Origin of the sequence: Mesorhizobium koreense (assembly GCF_031656215.1) — a bacterium.
Lineage (GTDB): Bacteria > Pseudomonadota > Alphaproteobacteria > Rhizobiales > Rhizobiaceae > Mesorhizobium_L > Mesorhizobium_L koreense.
Map to the genome: position 1 here is coordinate 730,944 of NZ_CP134228.1, position 18,413 is coordinate 749,356.

At 63.5% G+C, this 18,413-nt stretch carries 17 protein-coding genes; 15 read left to right on the forward strand and 2 right to left on the reverse strand.

Annotated elements, in window-relative coordinates:
- Positions 1–126 precede the first annotated feature (126 nt).
- From ligM to RBH77_RS03485, 15 genes are all read left to right on the forward strand, one after another.
- Complete coding sequence (gene ligM, locus RBH77_RS03415) at positions 127–1,548, forward strand: vanillate/3-O-methylgallate O-demethylase (protein WP_311030750.1); 1,422 nt, start codon at positions 127–129, stop codon at positions 1,546–1,548.
- 206 nt (positions 1,549–1,754) lie between these two features.
- Positions 1,755–2,708 carry a catechol 2,3-dioxygenase gene (locus RBH77_RS03420; protein WP_311030751.1) on the forward strand — a complete coding sequence of 318 codons (954 nt, stop codon included), beginning with the start codon at positions 1,755–1,757 and terminating at the stop codon, positions 2,706–2,708.
- Positions 2,709–2,717: 9 nt separating this feature from the next.
- Positions 2,718–3,446 carry a PIG-L deacetylase family protein gene (locus tag RBH77_RS03425; protein WP_311030752.1) on the forward strand — a complete coding sequence of 243 codons (729 nt, stop codon included), beginning with the start codon at positions 2,718–2,720 and terminating at the stop codon, positions 3,444–3,446.
- Positions 3,447–3,462: 16 nt separating this feature from the next.
- Positions 3,463–4,137: a 4-carboxy-4-hydroxy-2-oxoadipate aldolase/oxaloacetate decarboxylase gene (locus RBH77_RS03430; protein ID WP_311030753.1), complete on the forward strand. Its 675-nt coding sequence runs from the start codon at positions 3,463–3,465 to the stop codon at positions 4,135–4,137.
- Between the two features lie 41 nt (positions 4,138–4,178).
- Positions 4,179–5,237 (forward strand): 4-oxalomesaconate tautomerase, encoded by a 1,059-nt coding sequence (locus RBH77_RS03435; protein WP_311030754.1) that lies wholly within the window; start codon positions 4,179–4,181, stop codon positions 5,235–5,237.
- A 210-nt stretch (positions 5,238–5,447) separates the two neighbouring features.
- Positions 5,448–6,326 carry an NAD(P)-dependent oxidoreductase gene (locus RBH77_RS03440; protein ID WP_311030755.1) on the forward strand — a complete coding sequence of 293 codons (879 nt, stop codon included), beginning with the start codon at positions 5,448–5,450 and terminating at the stop codon, positions 6,324–6,326.
- Positions 6,327–6,579: 253 nt separating this feature from the next.
- Positions 6,580–7,512: a methylenetetrahydrofolate reductase gene (locus tag RBH77_RS03445; protein WP_311030756.1), complete on the forward strand. Its 933-nt coding sequence runs from the start codon at positions 6,580–6,582 to the stop codon at positions 7,510–7,512.
- A 248-nt stretch (positions 7,513–7,760) separates the two neighbouring features.
- Positions 7,761–8,777, forward strand: a complete 1,017-nt coding sequence (gene rhaS, locus RBH77_RS03450) for a rhamnose ABC transporter substrate-binding protein (RefSeq protein ID WP_311030757.1) — start codon at positions 7,761–7,763, stop codon at positions 8,775–8,777.
- A gap of 214 nt (positions 8,778–8,991) precedes the next feature.
- Positions 8,992–10,494, forward strand: a complete 1,503-nt coding sequence (locus tag RBH77_RS03455; protein ID WP_311030758.1) for a sugar ABC transporter ATP-binding protein — start codon at positions 8,992–8,994, stop codon at positions 10,492–10,494.
- On the forward strand, positions 10,491–11,483 hold the full coding sequence (locus RBH77_RS03460) for an ABC transporter permease (RefSeq protein ID WP_311030759.1): 993 nt from the start codon (positions 10,491–10,493) through the stop codon (positions 11,481–11,483). The genes RBH77_RS03455 and RBH77_RS03460 overlap by 4 nt, the downstream gene beginning before the upstream one ends.
- Positions 11,480–12,523, forward strand: coding sequence for an ABC transporter permease (locus RBH77_RS03465; RefSeq protein WP_311030760.1), 1,044 nt, complete (start codon positions 11,480–11,482; stop codon positions 12,521–12,523). The genes RBH77_RS03460 and RBH77_RS03465 overlap by 4 nt, the downstream gene beginning before the upstream one ends.
- A gap of 112 nt (positions 12,524–12,635) precedes the next feature.
- Entirely contained in the window at positions 12,636–13,892 is a 1,257-nt protein-coding gene (locus RBH77_RS03470) for an ABC transporter substrate-binding protein (protein WP_311030761.1), read from the forward strand.
- Positions 13,893–13,968: 76 nt separating this feature from the next.
- Positions 13,969–14,844, forward strand: coding sequence for a branched-chain amino acid ABC transporter permease (locus RBH77_RS03475; RefSeq protein WP_311030762.1), 876 nt, complete (start codon positions 13,969–13,971; stop codon positions 14,842–14,844).
- 6 nt (positions 14,845–14,850) lie between these two features.
- On the forward strand, positions 14,851–15,780 hold the full coding sequence (locus RBH77_RS03480; protein WP_311030763.1) for a branched-chain amino acid ABC transporter permease: 930 nt from the start codon (positions 14,851–14,853) through the stop codon (positions 15,778–15,780).
- Positions 15,777–17,249, forward strand: a complete 1,473-nt coding sequence (locus RBH77_RS03485; protein WP_311030764.1) for an ATP-binding cassette domain-containing protein — start codon at positions 15,777–15,779, stop codon at positions 17,247–17,249. Before RBH77_RS03480 ends, RBH77_RS03485 begins: the two co-directional genes overlap by 4 nt.
- A 12-nt stretch (positions 17,250–17,261) precedes the next feature.
- Here the strand turns inward: RBH77_RS03485 and ppa are convergent, their stop codons facing one another.
- Both ppa and RBH77_RS03495 read right to left on the reverse strand, forming a co-directional pair.
- On the reverse strand, positions 17,262–17,795 hold the full coding sequence (ppa, locus tag RBH77_RS03490; protein WP_311030765.1) for an inorganic diphosphatase: 534 nt from the start codon (positions 17,793–17,795) through the stop codon (positions 17,262–17,264).
- A gap of 86 nt (positions 17,796–17,881) precedes the next feature.
- On the reverse strand, positions 17,882–18,388 hold the full coding sequence (locus RBH77_RS03495) for a GNAT family N-acetyltransferase (RefSeq protein ID WP_311030766.1): 507 nt from the start codon (positions 18,386–18,388) through the stop codon (positions 17,882–17,884).
- Between the last annotated feature and the right edge of the window lie 25 nt (positions 18,389–18,413).

An 18,413-nucleotide genomic window follows, 5' to 3' on the forward strand; every position in this document is an offset into this window, starting at 1 on the left:
TTCCCTGGATGTGACACTGCCGGATGCCCTTCACGGCGCCGCCGCAGCGAAGAACGCGCTTGCATTTTTCAGGCGTCTGCGCGACAAAATGTATACATGAACCGCATATTGTGAGGAGCAGTGAGCGTGAGCAAATCCAGCCTGGAGGCCGTAATCAAGGAAAAGGGCAACATCGTCCGCGTGTTGCGTGATTCCAAGCTCGGCATCTATGTATACCCGGTGGTGGCAGCGGAATTCTCCAACTGGCGCGACGAGCAGCGCGCATGGCGGGATAGCGCCGTGCTGTTCGACCAGTCGCACCACATGGACGAGCTCATCGTCGAGGGGCCGGACGCAGCCAGATTCCTCGAAAGCCTCGCGATCAACAGCTTCGCCAATTTCGGCCTGAATCGAGCGAAGCATTTCGTGCCGGTCTCGCCGGAAGGTTACGTCATCGGCGACATGATCATCTTCCGCGAGCGCGAGGACAAATTCATTCTCGTCGGCCGTGCGCCGACGGCGAACTGGCTGAAATACAATGCCTCGCTCGGCAAGTACGATATCAAGGTGACGCACGATCCGCGCTCGCCCTCGCGACCGGACGGCAAGGAGGTGAAGCGTGTCCATTACCGCTTCCAGATCCAGGGGCCGGACGCGCCGAAAATCTTCGAGAAGATGAATGGCGGGCCGATCCCCGAGATAAAATTCTTCCATGTCGAATGGATCAACGTCGCCGGCCGCAAGGTGCAGGCGCTGCGCCACGGCATGGCGGGCGCGCCCGGCCTGGAGATCTGGGGCCCTTATGCGGAAAAGGACGAGATCCGCGCCGCGATCTTCAAGGCGGCCGAGGAAGCCGGCGTCGCGCTATGGCCGGTCGGCAGTCGCGCTTACGCGACCAACACCCTGGAATCCGGCTGGATCCCCTCGCCGCTGCCGGCGATCTACACCGGCGATGAACTGAAGCCCTACCGTGAATGGCTGGGCGCCGATTCCTACGAGGCGACCGGCTCAATCGGCGGCTCATATGTCTCCGACGATATTCGCGACTATTATCTTTCGCCCTACGAACTCGGCTACGGCATCTACATCAAGTTCGACCATGATTTCGTCGGCCGCGCCGCGCTGGAGAAGATGAAGGCTGAAAAAGAGAAGAAGCCGCAGCGCAAGAAGGTCACCTTCGAATGGAATGCCGAGGACGTGATGAAAGTGGTGGCTTCGGCCTTCGTGCCAGGCCAGCCGCATGCCAAGTGGATCGATTTCCCGCTATCGAACTACGCTTCGTCGAGCTTCGACAAGGTGATGCACGGAGACAAGCTCGTCGGCCTCTCCATGTTCAACGGCTACAGCTACAATGAGCGGTGCATGCTGTCGCTCGGCGTTGTCGATGCCGACATCAAGGAAGGCGACGTGCTCACGCTCATCTGGGGCGAGCCGGACGGCGGTACCGGCAAGACCTCCACGGAGAAACACATTCAGGCCGAAATCCGCGTGCGCGTCTCGCCGACGCCTTATGCAAGCGAGGCGCGGGAAAACTACGCGGAAAGCTGGCGCACCAAGCAGCACGGCTGACGCGAAACGCTCGCGGCAACGAGCCTCCGGCAAGAGGGGCGCCGCGATCACGAGACGGCCGCGATCCTCGGCGGGGTTGCGGCCGGACACCATGGCGATGCCCGCGATACGCCAGCATGTAACTGGAGCAATCCATTCTGCCCCGATCCTGCTAGCGGCGGGGGCGCCTGATGTGCGATATCGGACAGCGTCCGAAAGGAGGAGTGATGGCGGAGCCTTGTTTTGACGTCGCGCATCTCGGCCATGTCGAGATGTATACGGACAGGTTCGGGGAAAGCCTCGACTTCTTCACGCGCGTCTATGGCCTGACAGAGAGCGGCCGCGACGGGAACAGCGTCTATCTGCGTGCTTTCGACGATTACGAATTCCATACGCTGAAGCTTACCCGGCATCATACGACCGGCGTTGGCCATATCGGCTACCGTACTTCCTCGCCCGAGGCGCTGGAACGCCGCGTGAAGGTGATCGAGGCGATGGGCTGCGGCATCGGCTGGAGCGAAGGCGATCTCGGCCATGGCCGTGCCTATCAGTTCCGGGATCCGGACGGCCACGTCTTCGAACTCTATTTCGACACGAGAATCTACGAGGCGCCGCCCGAGGAGAAGCCGGCGCTCAAGAACATCGCACAGAAATATCACGGCCGCGGCGTCTGCCCGCGCCGCATCGACCACGTCAACCTGCTTGCCCTCGACGTGCACGCGATCAAGGAATTCATGGTCAAGGCGTTGGGGAGCCGCGTCACCGAGGAAATCCTGCTCGACAATGGCAGGCTCGGCGGTTGCTGGTTCACGGTCAACAACAAGGGCTACGACATCGCCTATTCGGAAGACCATACCGGCACGGCCGGCCGCTTCCACCACGTCACCTATGTCGTCGACCAGCGCGAGGACGTCCTGCGTGCCGCCGACATTTTTCTCGAGAACGGCGTCTTCATCGAGACCGGGCCGCACAAGCATGCGATCCAGCAGACCTTTTTCCTCTATGTCTACGAGCCGGCGGGCAACCGCGTCGAAATCGCCAATGCCGGCGCCAGGCTGGTGCTGCGGCCCGACTGGCCGACCGTCACCTGGACCGAGGCGGAGCGGAAGAAGGGCCAGGCCTGGGGCCTGAAGACGATCGAGACTTTCCACACGCACGGCACGCCGCCGGTGAAGAAGTAGGAGGAGTTCATGGCCAGGACGGCCCTCGTCATCAGCGCTCATGCCGCAGACTTCGTCTGGCGCTGCGGAGGCGCCATCGCGCTGCACCGGAAGAAGGGCTACGAGGTTACGGTGGTCTGCCTCTCCTTCGGCGAGCGCGGCGAAAGCGCCAAGCTCTGGAAAGAGGAGGGCATGACGCTTCAGAAGGTGAAGACGGCGCGGCGCAAGGAGGCGGAAGCCGCGGCGAAGGCGCTCGACGTCCACGATATCCAGTTCTTCGATCTCGGCGACTATCCGCTGGTGATGGACCAGGAGGCGAAGTTCCGGCTGGTCGATGTGATCCGTGCCGTGCAGCCCGCCTTCATGCTCAGCCACTCGCATTACGACCCCTACAACACCGACCATATGTACGCCACGCAAATGGCGCTCGAATGCCGGATGGTGGCGCAGGCATGGGGCCACAATCCGGGCCAGAAAGTGCTCGGCGCGCCGCAGCTTTACCTGTTCGAGCCGCACCAGACCGAGCAGATGGGCTGGAAACCGGACGTCTTCCTCGACATATCGGAAGTCTGGGACAAGAAGCGCGCGGCGATCGAGTGCATGGAAGGCCAGCAGCACCTCTGGCACTACTACACGAACGTCGCCGAAAACCGGGGCAATCATTTCCAGCGCAATTCAGGCGGGCAGTCCGGCGGGCGGCCGGCGACCCATGCGGAGGGCTTTCAATCCGTTTTCCCGCGAACGGTGGATGAACTGTGATGGGAGATAAATTGTAATGTCGGGCGTCGTCGTACGGAATATCGAGCGAACCGACGCTGAAACCGTCCGCCGGCTTGGCGAATGCGGTGTGGCGACCGTGCACGAGGCGCAGGGGCGCATCGGCCTGATGGCCCACACCATGACGCCGATCTACAGGGGCGCCTCGACCGCCGGCTCGGCGGTGACCATCTCCGCGCCGCCCGGCGACAATTGGATGCTGCATGTGGCGATCGAGCAGTTGAAGGACGGCGACATCCTCGTGCTGGCGCCGACCAGCCCCTCGACGGACGGCTATTTCGGCGACCTGCTCGCCACCTCGGCTATGGCGCGCGGCTGCCGGGGCCTTGTCATCGAGGCCGGCGTGCGCGACGTTGCCGACCTGACGAAGATGCGGTTTCCGGTATGGTCGAAGGCGATCCACGCGCAGGGTACGGTCAAGGAGACGCTGGGCTCGGTCAATGTGCCGATCGTCTGCGCCGGCGTGCATGTGCGGCCGGGAGACGTGATCGTCGCCGACGATGACGGCGTATGCGTGGTCAAACGCGAGGACGCGGCGGACGTGCTCAAGAAGGCCGAGGCGCGCATCGCCAACGAAGCCGACAAGCGCAAGCGCCTTGCCGCCGGCGAACTCGGCCTGGACATTTACGGCATGCGGGAAAAGCTGGCGGCAAAGGGCCTGAAATATATCTGAGTTCCGTTCCGGACGGCGAACGCGAGATGGAAATGAATGCGATGGCTGAAGGCATCCGCTGCATGTGGATACGTGGTGGAACTTCGAAAGGGGGCTATTTCCTTGCCGAAGATTTGCCCACCGACGCGGAAGCTCGCGACGCTTTCCTGCTTTCCGCGATGGGCTCGCCGGATGCGCGGCAGATCGACGGCATGGGCGGCGCCAACCCGCTGACTTCGAAGGTCGCGGTGGTGCGCCGGTCGGCACGCCCCGGTATCGACGTGGATTATCTCTTCCTGCAGGTCTTCGTGGATCGGCCGATCGTCACCGACCGGCAGAATTGCGGCAATATCCTCGCTGGCGTCGGCCCCTTCGCTATCGAACGGGGACTGGTGGAGGCCGCAGAGGGCACGACCGAGGTCCGCATCTTCATGGAGAACACCGGGCAGACGGCTATCGCGACCATCCGAACGCCCGGTGGCCGCGCCGCCTACGAAGGCGAGGCGCGCATCGACGGGGTGCCGGGGACGGCGGCGCCGGTGCCGATCGTCTTCAAGGACACGGCGGGCTCGACCTGCGGCGCGCTTTTGCCGACCGGCAACGCTGTCGACGAGATCGAGGGCGTCCGCTCGACGCTGATCGACAACGGCATGCCCTGCGTGGCGCTCGCCGCCGCCGATATGGGCGTCGCGGGCACGGAGAGCCCGGCCGAACTCGAAGCCGACGAGGCATTGCGCGGGAAGCTGGAAGCGATCCGCCTGAAGGCCGGGCCGCTGATGAATCTCGGCGACGTTTCCGACAAGACGGTGCCCAAGATGACGATGGTCTCCAAGGCGCTGAAAGGCGGCGCCGTCTCGACGCGCACCTTCATTCCGCATCGCTGTCACGACGCGATCGGCGTGCTCGGCGCGGTCAGCGTTGCCACCGCCTGCCTGCTCCCGGAGGGGCCGGCGGCGGCGCTTGCCATGCTGCCGGATGGGCAGGAAAAATCGCTCTCCATCGAGCATCCGACCGGCGAGATGACGGTCGTCGCCACGCTCGACGCCGATGGCAATCTGCTCAAGGCGGGAATCCTCAGGACCGCGCGCAAGCTGTTCGACGGGATGATTTTCGGGCGGTAAGACTAATGTCGCCGTGCGTCCTTCGAGGCTCGCGGAGCCTGTCCTCGGGCTTGCCAAAGGCAAGACACGGGGGCTCGCACCTCAGGATGAGGACCGTGGATACCGTTTCTTGCCCCAAAGATTGCCTCGGGCAGGCGTATTCGGAGCCATAAGCACCGAGACAGATGAAAGATCAGGTCTGCGTCTGATGCCAAGATTGGAGGATTTGCCGTGCGCATAGGTTTCATGGGTTTCGGCGAGGCGGCACGCGCCTTCTGCGACAGCCTCGCGCCGCAAGGCATCGGCTTTACGGCTTACGATATCCTGCTTGACGAGGAGACGAGTGCGGAAACGATGCGCACCGCCATGCGCGAGCGGCAAGTGACGATTGCGGAGACGCCTGCCGGACTGCGCGACACCGACTGGATCATCAGCGCCGTCACCGCCGACCAGAGCCTGATCGCCGCCCGATCGCTCCTGCCGCATCTTGTCCAGGGACAGGTGGTCATCGACCTCAATTCGGTATCGCCGGCGCGCAAGCGTGAGACGGCGGCGGAGGTGGCGGCGGCGGGCGCCGTCTATCTCGATATGGCGGTGATGGCGCCGGTCCATCCGCGGGGTCATCGCACGCCGGTGCTGCTCGCCGGCGAAGAGGCGGATCGTCTGGCGAAGGAGATGGCCGCGCTCGGCTTTAACAGCAGGGTCATTGGCGAGAAGACGGGTGCGGCGACCGCCATCAAGATGGTGCGTTCGGTCTTCGTGAAGGGGCTGGAGGCGATCACTGTCGAGGCGCTGCTCGCGGCGCAGGCCTCCGGCTGCTTCGATGAAATCCTTGCTTCGCTCTCGACGAGCTATCCTGGCCTCGACCTGCCGAAGATGGCGCCCTACCAGTTCGAGCGCACGCTGAGGCACGGCGCGCGCCGCGCCGCCGAGATGCGCGAGAGCGCCGCGACGCTCGACGCGCTGGGCCTGAGAGGCGGGCTTGCCGCGGAGACCGCCGAAATCCAGCAGCGCATGGGTGTTGCCGGCAAGGCCGTGAATCCGGACGAGCCGGGCCTGCGGGAACTCGTCCGCACCGTCCTTGCCGCCCGTCTGGCCGAAACGGACTAAAGCTTCTCCACCGACAGATCGAACGCCCACACCGCCCCTTCGCGGACGGGCGCTTTCGGCCGTTCGTCAGTTGTCGGATCAAGGCGTGATGTATGCATTTCATGTCGCAGTTGGAGCATCGACTGCTTTCCATGTATGCAGAAATTGCCGATACGTCCGGGCAATCGGCTTATGTAACCATATTTTGAATTCTTGTGGCTGGCAGCCTTTTCGATAATGTATACATATGTTGGGTGAGCGACGGGAGGTAGGTATGGGCATTCTGGATTTTCCGATCCACGGCAGGGCGGCGGCAAAGCAGCCGGATACGGGCCTCGCGAAGGCGCTCGACGGCTTCTCCATCGAGGTCATGCCGCGCACGGCGGCCAAGGTCCCGAGTTTTTCGGATATCCTGCCCGCCGGCACACGGGTCTACATCGCCAATATCGACGGTACGCCGCTCGACGACATGGTGGCGACGGCGAAGCGCCTTACTGAGGACGGCTTCGCGGTGATGCCGCATATCCCGGCACGTATGATCGAAAGCCGCGCCATGCTGGAGGAATGGCTTCGCCGTTACCGTGACGAGGCCGGCGTCGATCAGGCTCTGGTACTCGCGGGCGGCCTGCCGGCACCGCGCGGGGAATTTGACAGCTCCATGCAGCTTCTCGAAACCGGCCTGTTCGAGCAGTACGGTTTCCGCCGCCTGCACGTCGCTGGACACCCCGAAGGCAGCCGCGACATCGACCCCGACGGCTCGACGCGGAACGTGGATGCGGCACTTCAATGGAAGCAGGAATATGCCTGCCGCACCGGCACAGAGATGGCGATCGTCACGCAGTTCGTGTTCGACGCAAGGCCGGCACTCGGGTGGTCCGAGCGCATCCGCGCCAACGGCATCACGCTGCCGATCCATCTCGGCGTCGCCGGACCGGCCAGGCTGCAGACGCTGATCAAGTTCGCCATGGCCTGCGGCGTCGGGCCGTCGATCCAGGTCCTGCGCAAGCGCGCCATGGATCTCACCAAGCTGATGCTGCCATACACGCCCGCGGAGGTTCTTTCCGGTGCGGCCAACCACCTCTCCTCCCATCCTGGCAGCCTGATCAAGCAGATGCATGTCTTTCCGCTCGGCGGCATCGTCGCCGCAGCGGACTGGGTGCGGGATCACAGGGCCGAAGCGACGCGCGATTCTGCCTGTTCGGCGTGATTTACCCATAGTAAGCCGTCATATAAAGCGACCCCTTTCCACCCATGCGTGAAGCCATCGGGCGGCGTGGTTCTGCTTTCCTTGTAGTTGCCCTCCGCCAAAACGTTTCGATGGGATGTTGCCGCGGCCGCGATTGATGGTAGTTTGAGGCGATCGCTTGCGGCCCAGTGGAGGCGCCGAGAGCGTTATCGCGCCGCCACGACCGGAGCGCTCCGGTCCGGAGACACATTGGCAGGGAGGAGATTGCCATGAAGACCACACGCCGTACTGTCTTTAAACTCGGCGCCGGGGCGGCTTTCGCCGTCGCCGCGCCGGCTATCTTGACGCAGAAAGCCAGCGCCGCTGACAAGCGCATCGCCATGATCGTCAAGAATCTCGGCAACAGCTATTTCGACGCCTGCGCCAACGGCGCCAAGAATGCCGCCAAGGAAATCGGCGGCATCGAGATCATCTATACTGCATCGGCCAAGCCGACGGCGGAGGACCAGATCGCTGTCATCGACGCGCAGATCGCGCAGAAGGTCGACGGCATCATCGTTTCCGCCAACGACGCCAACGCGCTGGTTCCGGTCGGCAAGAAGGCGATGCAGCGCGGCATCAAGGTGATGAGCTTCGATTCGGCGATCGCGCCGGCCGGGCGCATCGTCCATCTCTCGGCTTCCTCGACGCCGCTGATCGGCGCCAAACAGGTGCAGATGATCGGCAAGACGCTCAACTACAAGGGCGAGGTCGCAATCCTGTCCGCCGCCTCCACCATGACCAACCAGAATTCCTGGATCGCCGCCATGAAGGAGGAATGGAAAGATCCGAAATACAAGGACATGCCACTGGTGGCGACCGTCTATGGCGACGACCAGGACGACAAGAGCTACCGCGAGATGCAGGGCCTGGTGAAGGCGCATCCGAACCTGAAGGGCGTCATCTCGCCGACCACCATCGGCATCCGTGCCGGCGCGAAGGCGATCGTCGACGGCGGGCTCGTCGGCAAGGTCTTCATCACAGGCCTTGGTCTGCCGTCCGAGATGAAGGACTATGTGCTGAAGGGCGCCTGCGATACGTTCGCCATCTGGAACCCGGTCGATTACGGCTATTCCTCGACCTACATCATGAACGACATTCTTTCCGGCAAGCCGACCACGGAAGGCTCGAAGCTGTCGATGGGCAAGAAGGGCGAAACCACCGTCGGCAAGGACGGCGAATGCATCATGGGCGAGCCCTTCGTCTTCGACAAAACGAATGTCGAGGAGTACGCGAAGATCTTCTGAGCGCCGGTGGTTATCGACCCCCACTCCGTCCCGCTTCGCGGGCCACCTCTCCCCCGCTCGACGGGGGAGAGGAAGCGCCAGACCAGCTACGAGCTTTCCTCTCCCCTTTTGAGAGGGAGAGGTGGTTTGCGAAGCAAACCGGAGTGGGGGTCGGGCGCTTCGTCTCAGTATCCTTGATTTCGCATCATCCATCTAAGAAACACGCCGGAAAACCGTGCCTGATCCCATTCTCACCCTCTCCGGCATTTCCAAGAGCTTTCCCGGCGTCCGTGCGCTCCGCGACGTCAGCCTGGCGCTCCAGGCCGGTCGGGTGACGGCACTCGTCGGCGAGAATGGTGCCGGCAAATCGACGATCGTCAAGGTGCTGACCGGCATCTACCGGCCTGATGAGGGCGAAATCCGCGTCGGCGGGGAGCCGAGGGAATTCTTCTCGCCGCGCGACGCCTGGGCCGCCGGCATCGCCGCCATCCATCAGGAGACGGTGATGTTCGACGAACTTACCGTTGCAGAGAATATCTTCATGGGCCACATGCCGATCGCCTCGGCGCAACTGGTCGACTGGAGCGCGATGCGCGAAAAGGCAGCCGAACTGCTCCGCCGTATCGACGCGCACATTCCGCCCGACCTGCCGCTCAAGCGGCTCTCCGTCGCGCAGAAACATCTGGTCGAGATCGCCCGCGCGCTTTCGCACGAGGCGCGGGTTGTCATCATGGACGAGCCGACGGCGGCGCTGTCGGCCAACGAGATCGACGACCTCTTCCGCATCGTCGCGCAGCTCAAACAAGAGGGCCGCGCTATCGTCTTCATCAGCCACAAATTCGATGAGATCTTCCGCATCGCCGACGATTTCGTCTGCCTGCGCGATGGCGAGAAAGTCGGCGAGGGACCGATTTCCTCGGTCACCGAAGCGGAATTGATCCGCATGATGGTGGGGAGGCCGGTCGATCAGGTCTTTCCGAAGCGCGACGTGCCGATCGGCGAGGTGGTGCTTTCGGTCGATGGCCTCTCCAACGCCACCGAATATGCCGACGTGTCGTTCGGTCTGCGCAAGGGTGAGATCCTCGGTCTCTACGGGCTCGTCGGAGCCGGTCGCACCGAAGCCATGCAGGGGCTGTTCGGCATCACGCCGACCACGCGCGGCGGCGTGCTCCTCGACGGCAAGCCACTTGACATCCGCTCGCCGTCCGACGCCATCCGCGCCGGCATCGCCTATGTCCCGGAGGATCGACAGGACCAGGGTGTGGTGCTGTCGCTCGGCATCCGCGAGAACATCACGCTCGCCAATCTCCGGAAATATGTGCGTGGGCTCTTCCTCTCCCGTCCGGCCGAGCAGGAGGAGACGCGCCGTTTCGGCCGGCGGCTCGCCGTCAAGGCAGCGAACTGGGAGCAGAAACTGGCTGAACTCTCCGGCGGCAACCAGCAGAAGGTGGTGATCGCCAAATGGCTGGCGACGCGGCCGAAGGTGATCATCCTCGACGAGCCGACCAAGGGTATCGATATCGGCTCCAAGGCCGCCGTCCACGATTTCATCGGTGAACTCGCCGAGGATGGGCTGGCCGTCGTGCTGATCTCGTCGGAACTGCCGGAGGTGATGGGGCTGGCGGATCGCGTCATCGTCATGAAGGAAGGGCGTATGGTCGAGGAATTCCGGCGCGGCGAATGGAGCGCCGAGGAAATCGTCGGCGCGGCGACCGGCGCGCGGAAGGAGGCGGCGTGAGCGCCGCGCTGAAATCGCGCGAGTTTCTCCTTGCCGTCGCGCTTGCGGTGGCGGTCGCTGTTATCGGGCTTTATCAGCCGGTATTCGTCGAGTGGGAAAACCTCTCCGACATGCTGACCGAGACATCGGTGCTGTTCATGCTGGCGCTGGCGCAGATGGTGGTCATCCTGACGCGCGGCATCGACCTGTCGGTGGCCGCGAACCTCGCGCTCTCGGGGTTTCTCGCCGCGCTCGTCAGCCAGTATTATCCGGGCGTGCCGCTGATTCTGATGATCCTCGTCGGAGTCTTGTCCGGCCTCGTGCTCGGCATGTTGAACGGCGTGCTCGTCGCCGCGCTCGGCATCCCCTCCATCGTCGTGACGCTCGGCACGCTCGCCGTCTATCGCGGTATGATCATCATTATCGCCGGTGGCGACCAGGTGAACGCCTCGGAGATGGGCGTTTCCTTTCAGGCCTTCCCCAAAGACAGTTTCCTCGGCCTTACGACGCCGATCTGGATCACCATCGTCGTGTCTGTGATTTTCTGGGTGTTCCTGAGCTTCACCCGCACCGGCCGCGGCTTCTACGCCGTCGGCGGCAATCCGGTCGCGGCGCGCTATTGCGGCATCGACCAGGGTAAACAGGAATTTCTCGCCTATTCGATCTCCGGGGCGGTTTCGGGCCTGTGCGGTTACCTGTGGGTGGCGCGCTACGGCGTCGCCTATTCCGAGATCGCCAATGGCTATGAACTGACCGTCATCGCGGCTTGCGTGATCGGCGGGGTGTCGATCGGCGGTGGTGTCGGCACCGTACCGGGCGCGCTGCTCGGCGCGCTATTCCTCGGCATCGTCAACACGGCACTGCCGGTGCTGCAGATCACGCCCTTCTGGCAAATGGCGATTTCCGGCGCCGTCATCCTCGCCGCCGTCGTCATCAACGCGCGCGCCGAGCGACGACCCGACAAGCTCATCCTGCCCGAAGCAAGGCGTCTCGGGCGCCAGCGATCATGAGCGCCTCGATGCCGACGGAAGAACGCTATGCCGTGCTCGATGCGCCGCCGAGAAGGCTTTCCGCCACGCTTTTGCGCTGGGAGGTGATCCTTGTCATCCTGCTCGCGCTGACAATCGTCATTAACGCGATCGTCTCGCCCTATTTCCTCGATGTCTACAATCTCGCCGACGCCACCTCGAATTTCTCCGAGAAGGCGATCATCGCGCTCGCCATGGCGCTTTTGATCCTGGTGCGCGACATCGATCTTTCGGTTGCCGCCATCATCGCGCTCGCCGCGATGGCGATCGGCTATGCGGCCGACGCGGGTTTCGGGGCGCCGGTGCTTTTCGCGGTGGGCATAGGCGTCGGGCTGCTCTGCGGCCTCTTCAACGGCTTTCTGGTCACCTATATCCGGCTGCCTTCCATCGTCGTCACCATCGGCACGATGTCGCTGTTCCGGGGGCTCACCCAGGTGGTGCTCGGCGACCAAGCGCTGACGCACTATCCACAGGGGTTTCTGAGTCTCGGTCAGAACTATTTCATCCCCTATGTTCAGTCCGGCGTGCCCTGGCTTTTCATCCCGCCGGTGCCGCTGTCCTTCCTGATCTTCCTGATCCTGGCGGCGATCTTCGGCATCGTCCTTCACAGGACGGCGGTCGGCCGGCAGCTTTTCGCCATAGGCTCGAACCCGGTCGCCGCCCGCTTCTCGGGCGTCCCGGTCGACCGGCTGCGCTTCATCCTGTTCGCCGTTTCAGGCATGCTCTCAGGGCTTGCGGCGGCGCTGCTCGCGGCGCGTCTGGGTTCGATGCGCTCCAACATCGCCTTCGGCTGGGAGCTCGACATCGTCACCATGGTCATCCTCGGCGGCGTCTCCATCGCCGGCGGCATCGGCTCCATAATCGGCGTCTTCCTTGCCGTGCTGGTGCTCGGCCTCGTCACGTTCGGCATGTCGCTGAACAACATCCCGGGCCAGGTGGTCAGCGTCTATACCGGCGCGCTCCTGATCGCCGTCATAGCCATACCGCGCATCTTCGAGCGCATCCGTCCGGGAGGCGGGTAGCTCCGCTTTCGGGACGAGGTGTCAATTAAGCCTTGTCGTCAGCCGACTAATCCTTAAGCTCTAGCCGAAGACCCCGGCCGGGAGGGCCGAGGCGAACCAGGGAGGATAGATAATGAAACCATGGAATAAGCTCGTCCGCGGCGGCGTTCTCTGCGCCGGTGCGGCCGTCCTGGCGTTGTCGGTCGGTACGAGTGCCGAGGCGCAGGACAAGGGTCCGATCAAGATCGGCGTCATCGCCGAAGCGCAATCCGTCGCGGGTTCGTCGATCCCGCAGGCCGCACAGCTCGCAGCGGACGAGATCAATGCCAAGGGCGGCGTCGACGGCCGCAAGGTGGAGATCGTCTCCTACGACAATCATTCCTCGGCTGCTGAATCGGTTCGCGCTTTCCAGCGCGCGGTCAGCCAGGATCATGTGAACGCCGTCATCGCCAGCTATGTCAGCGAGGTCGTCCTGGCGCTCGAACCGTGGGCGGCGCGGCTGAAGACGGTGATGGTGACACCCGGCGCCGCCTCCGACGTCATCACGGAGAACATCGCCAAGAATTACGACGCCATGAAGTACACCTTTCATGGCTATCTGACATCCGGTGCGCTTTCCGGTCTCGTCTGCAGCGCCGCCAAGGATATCCTGGTCGACGGGCTGAAGATGAAGACCGCCGTCATCATGAGCGAGGACGCCGCCTGGACGACGCCGCTGGACGCCGGCTACCAGAAATGCCTGCCCGAGATCGGGCTCAAGGTTCTCGATCACATCCGCTTCTCCCCCGACACCACCGACTTCACGCCGATCTTCAACCAGATCGAGGCGAAGAAGCCGGACGTGATCATCACCGGCATCTCCCATGTCGGCACCCAGCCGACGGTGCAGTGGAAGAGCCAGCAGGTGCCGATCCCGATGTTCGGCATTTCCTCGCAGGCGACCAATTCGACCTTCTGGAAGGATACCAACGGCGCCACCGACGGCGTGCTCTTCCAGGCGGTCTCCGGCCCGGGCGTGGCGACGACGGAAAAGACGCTTCCTTTCGTCGCCGCATTCGTGAAGAAGTTCGGCAACCAGCCGTCCTATGCCGGCTACACCTCCTATGACGAGGTGTATTACATCACCGAAGCCATCAAGCGCGCCGGCTCCACCGATGGCGACAAGCTCGTCGCAGCCATGGAGAAGACCGACTATGTCGGCACCATCGGCCGCATCCAGTTCCTGCCGAAGGGCGATCCGCACGTCCATGGCCTGAAGACCGGCAAGGGCTTCATCACCGGGCTGATGCTGCAATGGCAGGACGGCAAGCAGGTCAATCTCTGGCCCAAGGACCTCGCCAACGGCAAACTGAAGTTCCCGGACTTCGTCAAGATCGGCGGCGCCCATTAAAGCCGGCTTTCGGCCCTCGGCATCAGCCGGGGGCCTTCGCTCCCCTCAATATCCCTACCAGTACGGAGCCTGACCGATGCTCTTCTGGCAGATACTGATCGACGGCTTTGCGATCAGTTCCCTCTATGCGTTGGCGGCGACCGGCTTCACGCTGATCTTCGGCGTCTCCGGTGTGCTTAACCTGTCGCACGGCGCGTTGATGGTGGCCGCCGCGGTCGGCGCCTGGGCGCTCAACAGCGAACTTGGCTCCGGCGCTTATCTGGGCGCTGTCTTCGGCGTTGCCACCGGCGTCGTGCTGACACTCCTGACTTACGCGGTCGTCGTACGACCGCTGCAGCGGTCCTCCAGGATTCGCGAGGAGGAGAAGGAAATCTTCATTCTGACGGCGACGCTCCTGTGGGGCATCATGATCCAGGAACTGATCGCCTATTTCTTCACCAACAACGCGAAGTCCGTCCTGCCGGTGGTTGCCGGCGTGGTCCATATCGCGAGTGTTCGCACGCCGGCCAACGAAATCTTCACCGCGATCGTGTGCTGGGTCGCCATTGCCATCCTGTGGTTCATCGTCAACCGGACGCGCGCGGGCAAGTCCGTGCTTGCCGCGTCGATGAACCCGCGTGGCGTCACGCTGCTCGGCGTGGAACTGTCATCCGTCTATATCGCCGTATGGGTCATCTACGGCGTGCTCGTCGGTGTCGCGGGCGTGCTTCTCGGCATGTTCCTTGGTGTCTCCTCCTACAGCGCGGGACCGCTCACCGCGAGCGCCTTTTCCATCGTCGTGCTGGGCGGGCTCGGCAGCGTGCCGGGATCGCTGATCGCGGCCTATGCGGTCGGCTATCTGGAGACCATCACCGCCTACACGATCTCGCCCGCCTATCGTTCGATCCCGGCGCTGCTTCTGGTGGTGCTGGTCATGTATCTGCGCCCGCGCGGGCTGCTCGGGAGGCGCTGACGCACCATGAAGAAACAGCTTTCTACCTCCCGGGTACTGTTCATTTCGGCCGTTGTCGTGGCGATTACGGCCGTTCTGCCCTTCTTCGTTTCCGGCTATATTCTGGGCCTCCTGACGGTGGCCTTCTATTTCGGCGTATTCGCCATGGCCTGGGACCTACTCTTCGGCTTCGCCGGCGAGGTCAACTTCGGCCCGACTTTCCTGATCGGCGTCGGCGCCTATACCGCGGGCATCCTCGACAATCTCTATCAGCCGCCGATCATCGTCTGCCTTATCGCCGGCACGCTTGCGGCAATTGTCGCCGGCGTTGCGTTGGCGCTTCCGGCACTTCGCCTGCGCGGGCCCTATTTCGGCCTCGTCACGCTGGTGGCTGTGCTGATATTGAGCAATTTCGTCGTCGTCGCCGCGGGGCTGACGGGCGGCGAGATCGGCCTCACCGTCCCGGATGTCATCACCTTCGACGCCAACACCAATTACTGGCTGGCGCTGGGCTTCATGGCGGTTTCGGGTGCCATCCTCTATTTCCTGTCGCGCTCGCCGATCGGTCTCATCCTTCAGGCGAGCGGCCAGGACCCGGTGCAGACCGGCGCGCTCGGCTTCAATGTCAGCAAACACAAGCTTGCCGCCTTTATCGTCAGCGCCTTTTTCTCGGGGCTGGCCGGCGCGCTGATGGTCTTCTATTTCGGTGTCGCCTCGGTCGGCACTTTCGTCGATGTCACGGTCGCCGTGCAGATCATCGTCGCCGCCGTCATCGGCGGCCGCCGCACGATCATCGGTGGCGTTCTCGGTGCCGTCTTCCTGATCGGCGCCAATGAGGCGCTGAGGCCCGTCGGCGATCTCGCGACCTTCATCGTCTCGGCCATTGCGCTTGTCGTGGTGCTGCTGTTCCCGAGCGGCTTCCTCGGTCTCCTGTCGCGCTTCAGAGGTGCGGCATGAGCGCGCCGGCCATGCTCGAGGTCTCCGGCCTTACCAAACGCTTCGGCGGGCTGGTCGCCGTCAAGGATATCGGCTTCACCGTCAATTCGGGCGAGATATTGGGCCTGATCGGGCCCAACGGCTCCGGCAAGTCGACCGCCATGAAGGCGATCGTCGGCATTGAGAAGCCGAATTCCGGTTCCGTGCGCATCGACGGCGTGGAAGTTGCCGGCTGGCCATCGCATCGCATCGCGCGCCTCGGCGTCGGCATGGTCTTCCAGCATTCCCGGCCGCTGCACCGCCAGACCGTGCTGGAGAATATCACGCTGGCGCTTCTGCCGGACAGCCTGCTTCATCTCTTCCATGACAGGGCAATCGAGGATCGGGCGCGCCGGATCGCCGATCGTGTCGGCCTGACCCCGGTGCTCGACCGGCTCCCCTCTACGCTTCCTTTCGCCGATTTGCGCCGGATGGAGGTCGCCAAGGCGGTGGCGCGCGACCCCAAGGTGGTGCTCGTCGACGAGCCCTTCGCCGGGCTGACCTCTAAGGAGACCGAGACGTTCGCCGGGCTGATCCGCGAATTGCGCGATTCCGGCCACGCCATCCTCTTGGTCGATCACAACGTCAAGAGCGTTGCCGCGCTCGCCGACCGCGTGTTCGCCATGTATGTCGGCGAACGCATCGCCGAAGGCACGGTCGATGAAGTCATGCGTGACGAGACGGTGCGCCGCGTCTACCTCGGCGGCAAGCTGGAGACGGCCGCACGCAAGGAGGCGTCCTTCGCCGACCGCGAGACGCCCTTCCTCGAGGTCGAGAAGTTGAACGTCTTCTACGGCAAGGCGCAGGCGCTGGAGGATGTCTCCCTGCATGTCCACAAGGGCGAGTTCGTCTCGGTGGTGGGGCTGAACGGCGCCGGCAAGACGACTTTGTTCAACGCCATTTCCGGCATGGTGCCCTATTCCGGCGAAATCCAGCGCGAAGGCCGCTCGCTTGCCGGCCAATCCGCCGCGTCCATAGCGCGGGGCGGTATCGTCCAGTCCTCCGAGGGGCGCGATCTCTTCACCGATATGACGGTGCGCGAAAATCTCGACATGGGCGGTCAGCACCTCGACGCTGCGGCGGCGAAGGAACGCATCGAGTGGCTGTTCGACCTGTTTCCCATCCTGAGGACGCGGCAGAAGCAGACGGCCGGCACGCTTTCCGGTGGAGAGCAGCAGATGCTGACGATTGCCCGTTCGCTGATGATGAACCCGGACCTTCTGATCCTGGACGAACCTACGCTCGGCCTGGCGCCGGTCATCCTGGAACAGATCTCGAAGGCGCTTGAAAAGCTGCGCCAGACGACGCCGATCACGGTGCTGCTCGGCGAACAGAACGTCACCTTCGCGCTGCCGCATGCCGACCGCGTCTACGTGCTCGAACATGCGCGCATCGTCTGGGAAGGCGAACCGGCCCGCTTCGCCGCCGAGATCGGCGCGGAGTATCTGTAGAGAGGCGGGCGCTCAGCCGCCTTTCTTCGCACGCTCGATCGATTCCACGATCATGCGCCGCGCGACGGTCGCATTATGCCAATCGCCGATCTTCACCCATTTGCCGGGTTCCAGATCCTTGTAGTGCTCGAAGAAATGCTGGATCTGCTGGAGCGTGATCTCGGGCAGGTCGGTATATTCGTGCACATTCTCATAGCGGCGGGTCAGATGCGGCGAGGGGACCGCGATGATCTTCTCGTCTTCGCCCGACTGGTCCTCCATGATCATCACGCCGATCGGCCGGACATTGATGACGCAGCCCGGAACCAGCGCGCGCGTGTTGCAGACCAGCACGTCGATGGGGTCGCCGTCGCCGCACAGCGTATGCGGAACGAAGCCGTAATTCCCCGGATAGGTCATCGGCGTGTAGAGGAAGCGGTCGACGACGAGCGTCCCCGCTTCCTTGTCGAGTTCATACTTGATCGGCTGGCCGCCGACCGGCACCTCGACGATGACGTTCACGTCTTCGGGCGGATTGCTTCCGATCGAAATCGCATCGATGCGCATCGCTGTCGCTCCTTTGTCGCGGGCACCGATAATCGCCCCGCGTCAAATGAGCAATATGACCAAATGGCACGAATTCTTTCGGGCGGTTAATCCCAGACGAAGGCGACCTTGCGCAGCGCCTTCTGGTCGAATACCTCGACGCCTTCGGCCACGTCGCGGCCGCCGGCCCCCGCATAAAAGTCCAGCGCACTGGAATTCTCTTCCAGTGCCCACACAACGAGCCCCTTCAGCCCGTGCGATTTCAGCTTCTGTCTCGCCGCCGCGAACAGACGGCTGCCGAAGCCGACGCCCTGGTATTCCGGCTTGATGTAAAGTTCATAGATCTCGCCCTGCTGCGGCAGGTCGCGCGAGCGGTTGCGCCCGACGGTGGCATAGCCCGCGACAGTGCCACCCACGTCGATCACCAGGATGGACGCAGCCCGACGCACGGCGTGCGCCCACCAGTCGCCGCCGCGCCGGCCGATCATGGCGCCGAGCGCGCGATGCGGGATGATGCCGGAATAGGCACCCTGCCAGGCCTGGAGATGCACCTCCGCGATCGCTTCCGCGTCCGCCGGTTCCGCCTTGCGAATATCGATGGTGAGCGTCTTCATGGCCGATTAACCATAGACGGCGGGA

What these genes read in the sequence shown, in the direction of transcription:
- RBH77_RS03420 (WP_311030751.1), top strand. Translation starts at nt 1,755, where the DNA reads ATGGCGGAGCCTTGTTTTGACGTCGCGCATCTCGGCCATGTCGAGATG.
- RBH77_RS03425 (WP_311030752.1), top strand. Translation starts at nt 2,718, where the DNA reads ATGGCCAGGACGGCCCTCGTCATCAGCGCTCATGCCGCAGACTTCGTC.
- RBH77_RS03430 (WP_311030753.1), top strand. Translation starts at nt 3,463, where the DNA reads ATGTCGGGCGTCGTCGTACGGAATATCGAGCGAACCGACGCTGAAACC.
- RBH77_RS03435 (WP_311030754.1), top strand. Translation starts at nt 4,179, where the DNA reads ATGGCTGAAGGCATCCGCTGCATGTGGATACGTGGTGGAACTTCGAAA.
- RBH77_RS03445 (WP_311030756.1), top strand. Translation starts at nt 6,580, where the DNA reads ATGGGCATTCTGGATTTTCCGATCCACGGCAGGGCGGCGGCAAAGCAG.
- rhaS (WP_311030757.1), top strand. Translation starts at nt 7,761, where the DNA reads ATGAAGACCACACGCCGTACTGTCTTTAAACTCGGCGCCGGGGCGGCT.
- RBH77_RS03465 (WP_311030760.1), top strand. Translation starts at nt 11,480, where the DNA reads ATGAGCGCCTCGATGCCGACGGAAGAACGCTATGCCGTGCTCGATGCG.
- RBH77_RS03470 (WP_311030761.1), top strand. Translation starts at nt 12,636, where the DNA reads ATGAAACCATGGAATAAGCTCGTCCGCGGCGGCGTTCTCTGCGCCGGT.
- RBH77_RS03475 (WP_311030762.1), top strand. Translation starts at nt 13,969, where the DNA reads ATGCTCTTCTGGCAGATACTGATCGACGGCTTTGCGATCAGTTCCCTC.
- RBH77_RS03480 (WP_311030763.1), top strand. Translation starts at nt 14,851, where the DNA reads ATGAAGAAACAGCTTTCTACCTCCCGGGTACTGTTCATTTCGGCCGTT.
- RBH77_RS03485 (WP_311030764.1), top strand. Translation starts at nt 15,777, where the DNA reads ATGAGCGCGCCGGCCATGCTCGAGGTCTCCGGCCTTACCAAACGCTTC.
- ppa (WP_311030765.1), bottom strand. Translation starts at nt 17,795, where the DNA reads ATGCGCATCGATGCGATTTCGATCGGAAGCAATCCGCCCGAAGACGTG.
- RBH77_RS03495 (WP_311030766.1), bottom strand. Translation starts at nt 18,388, where the DNA reads ATGAAGACGCTCACCATCGATATTCGCAAGGCGGAACCGGCGGACGCG.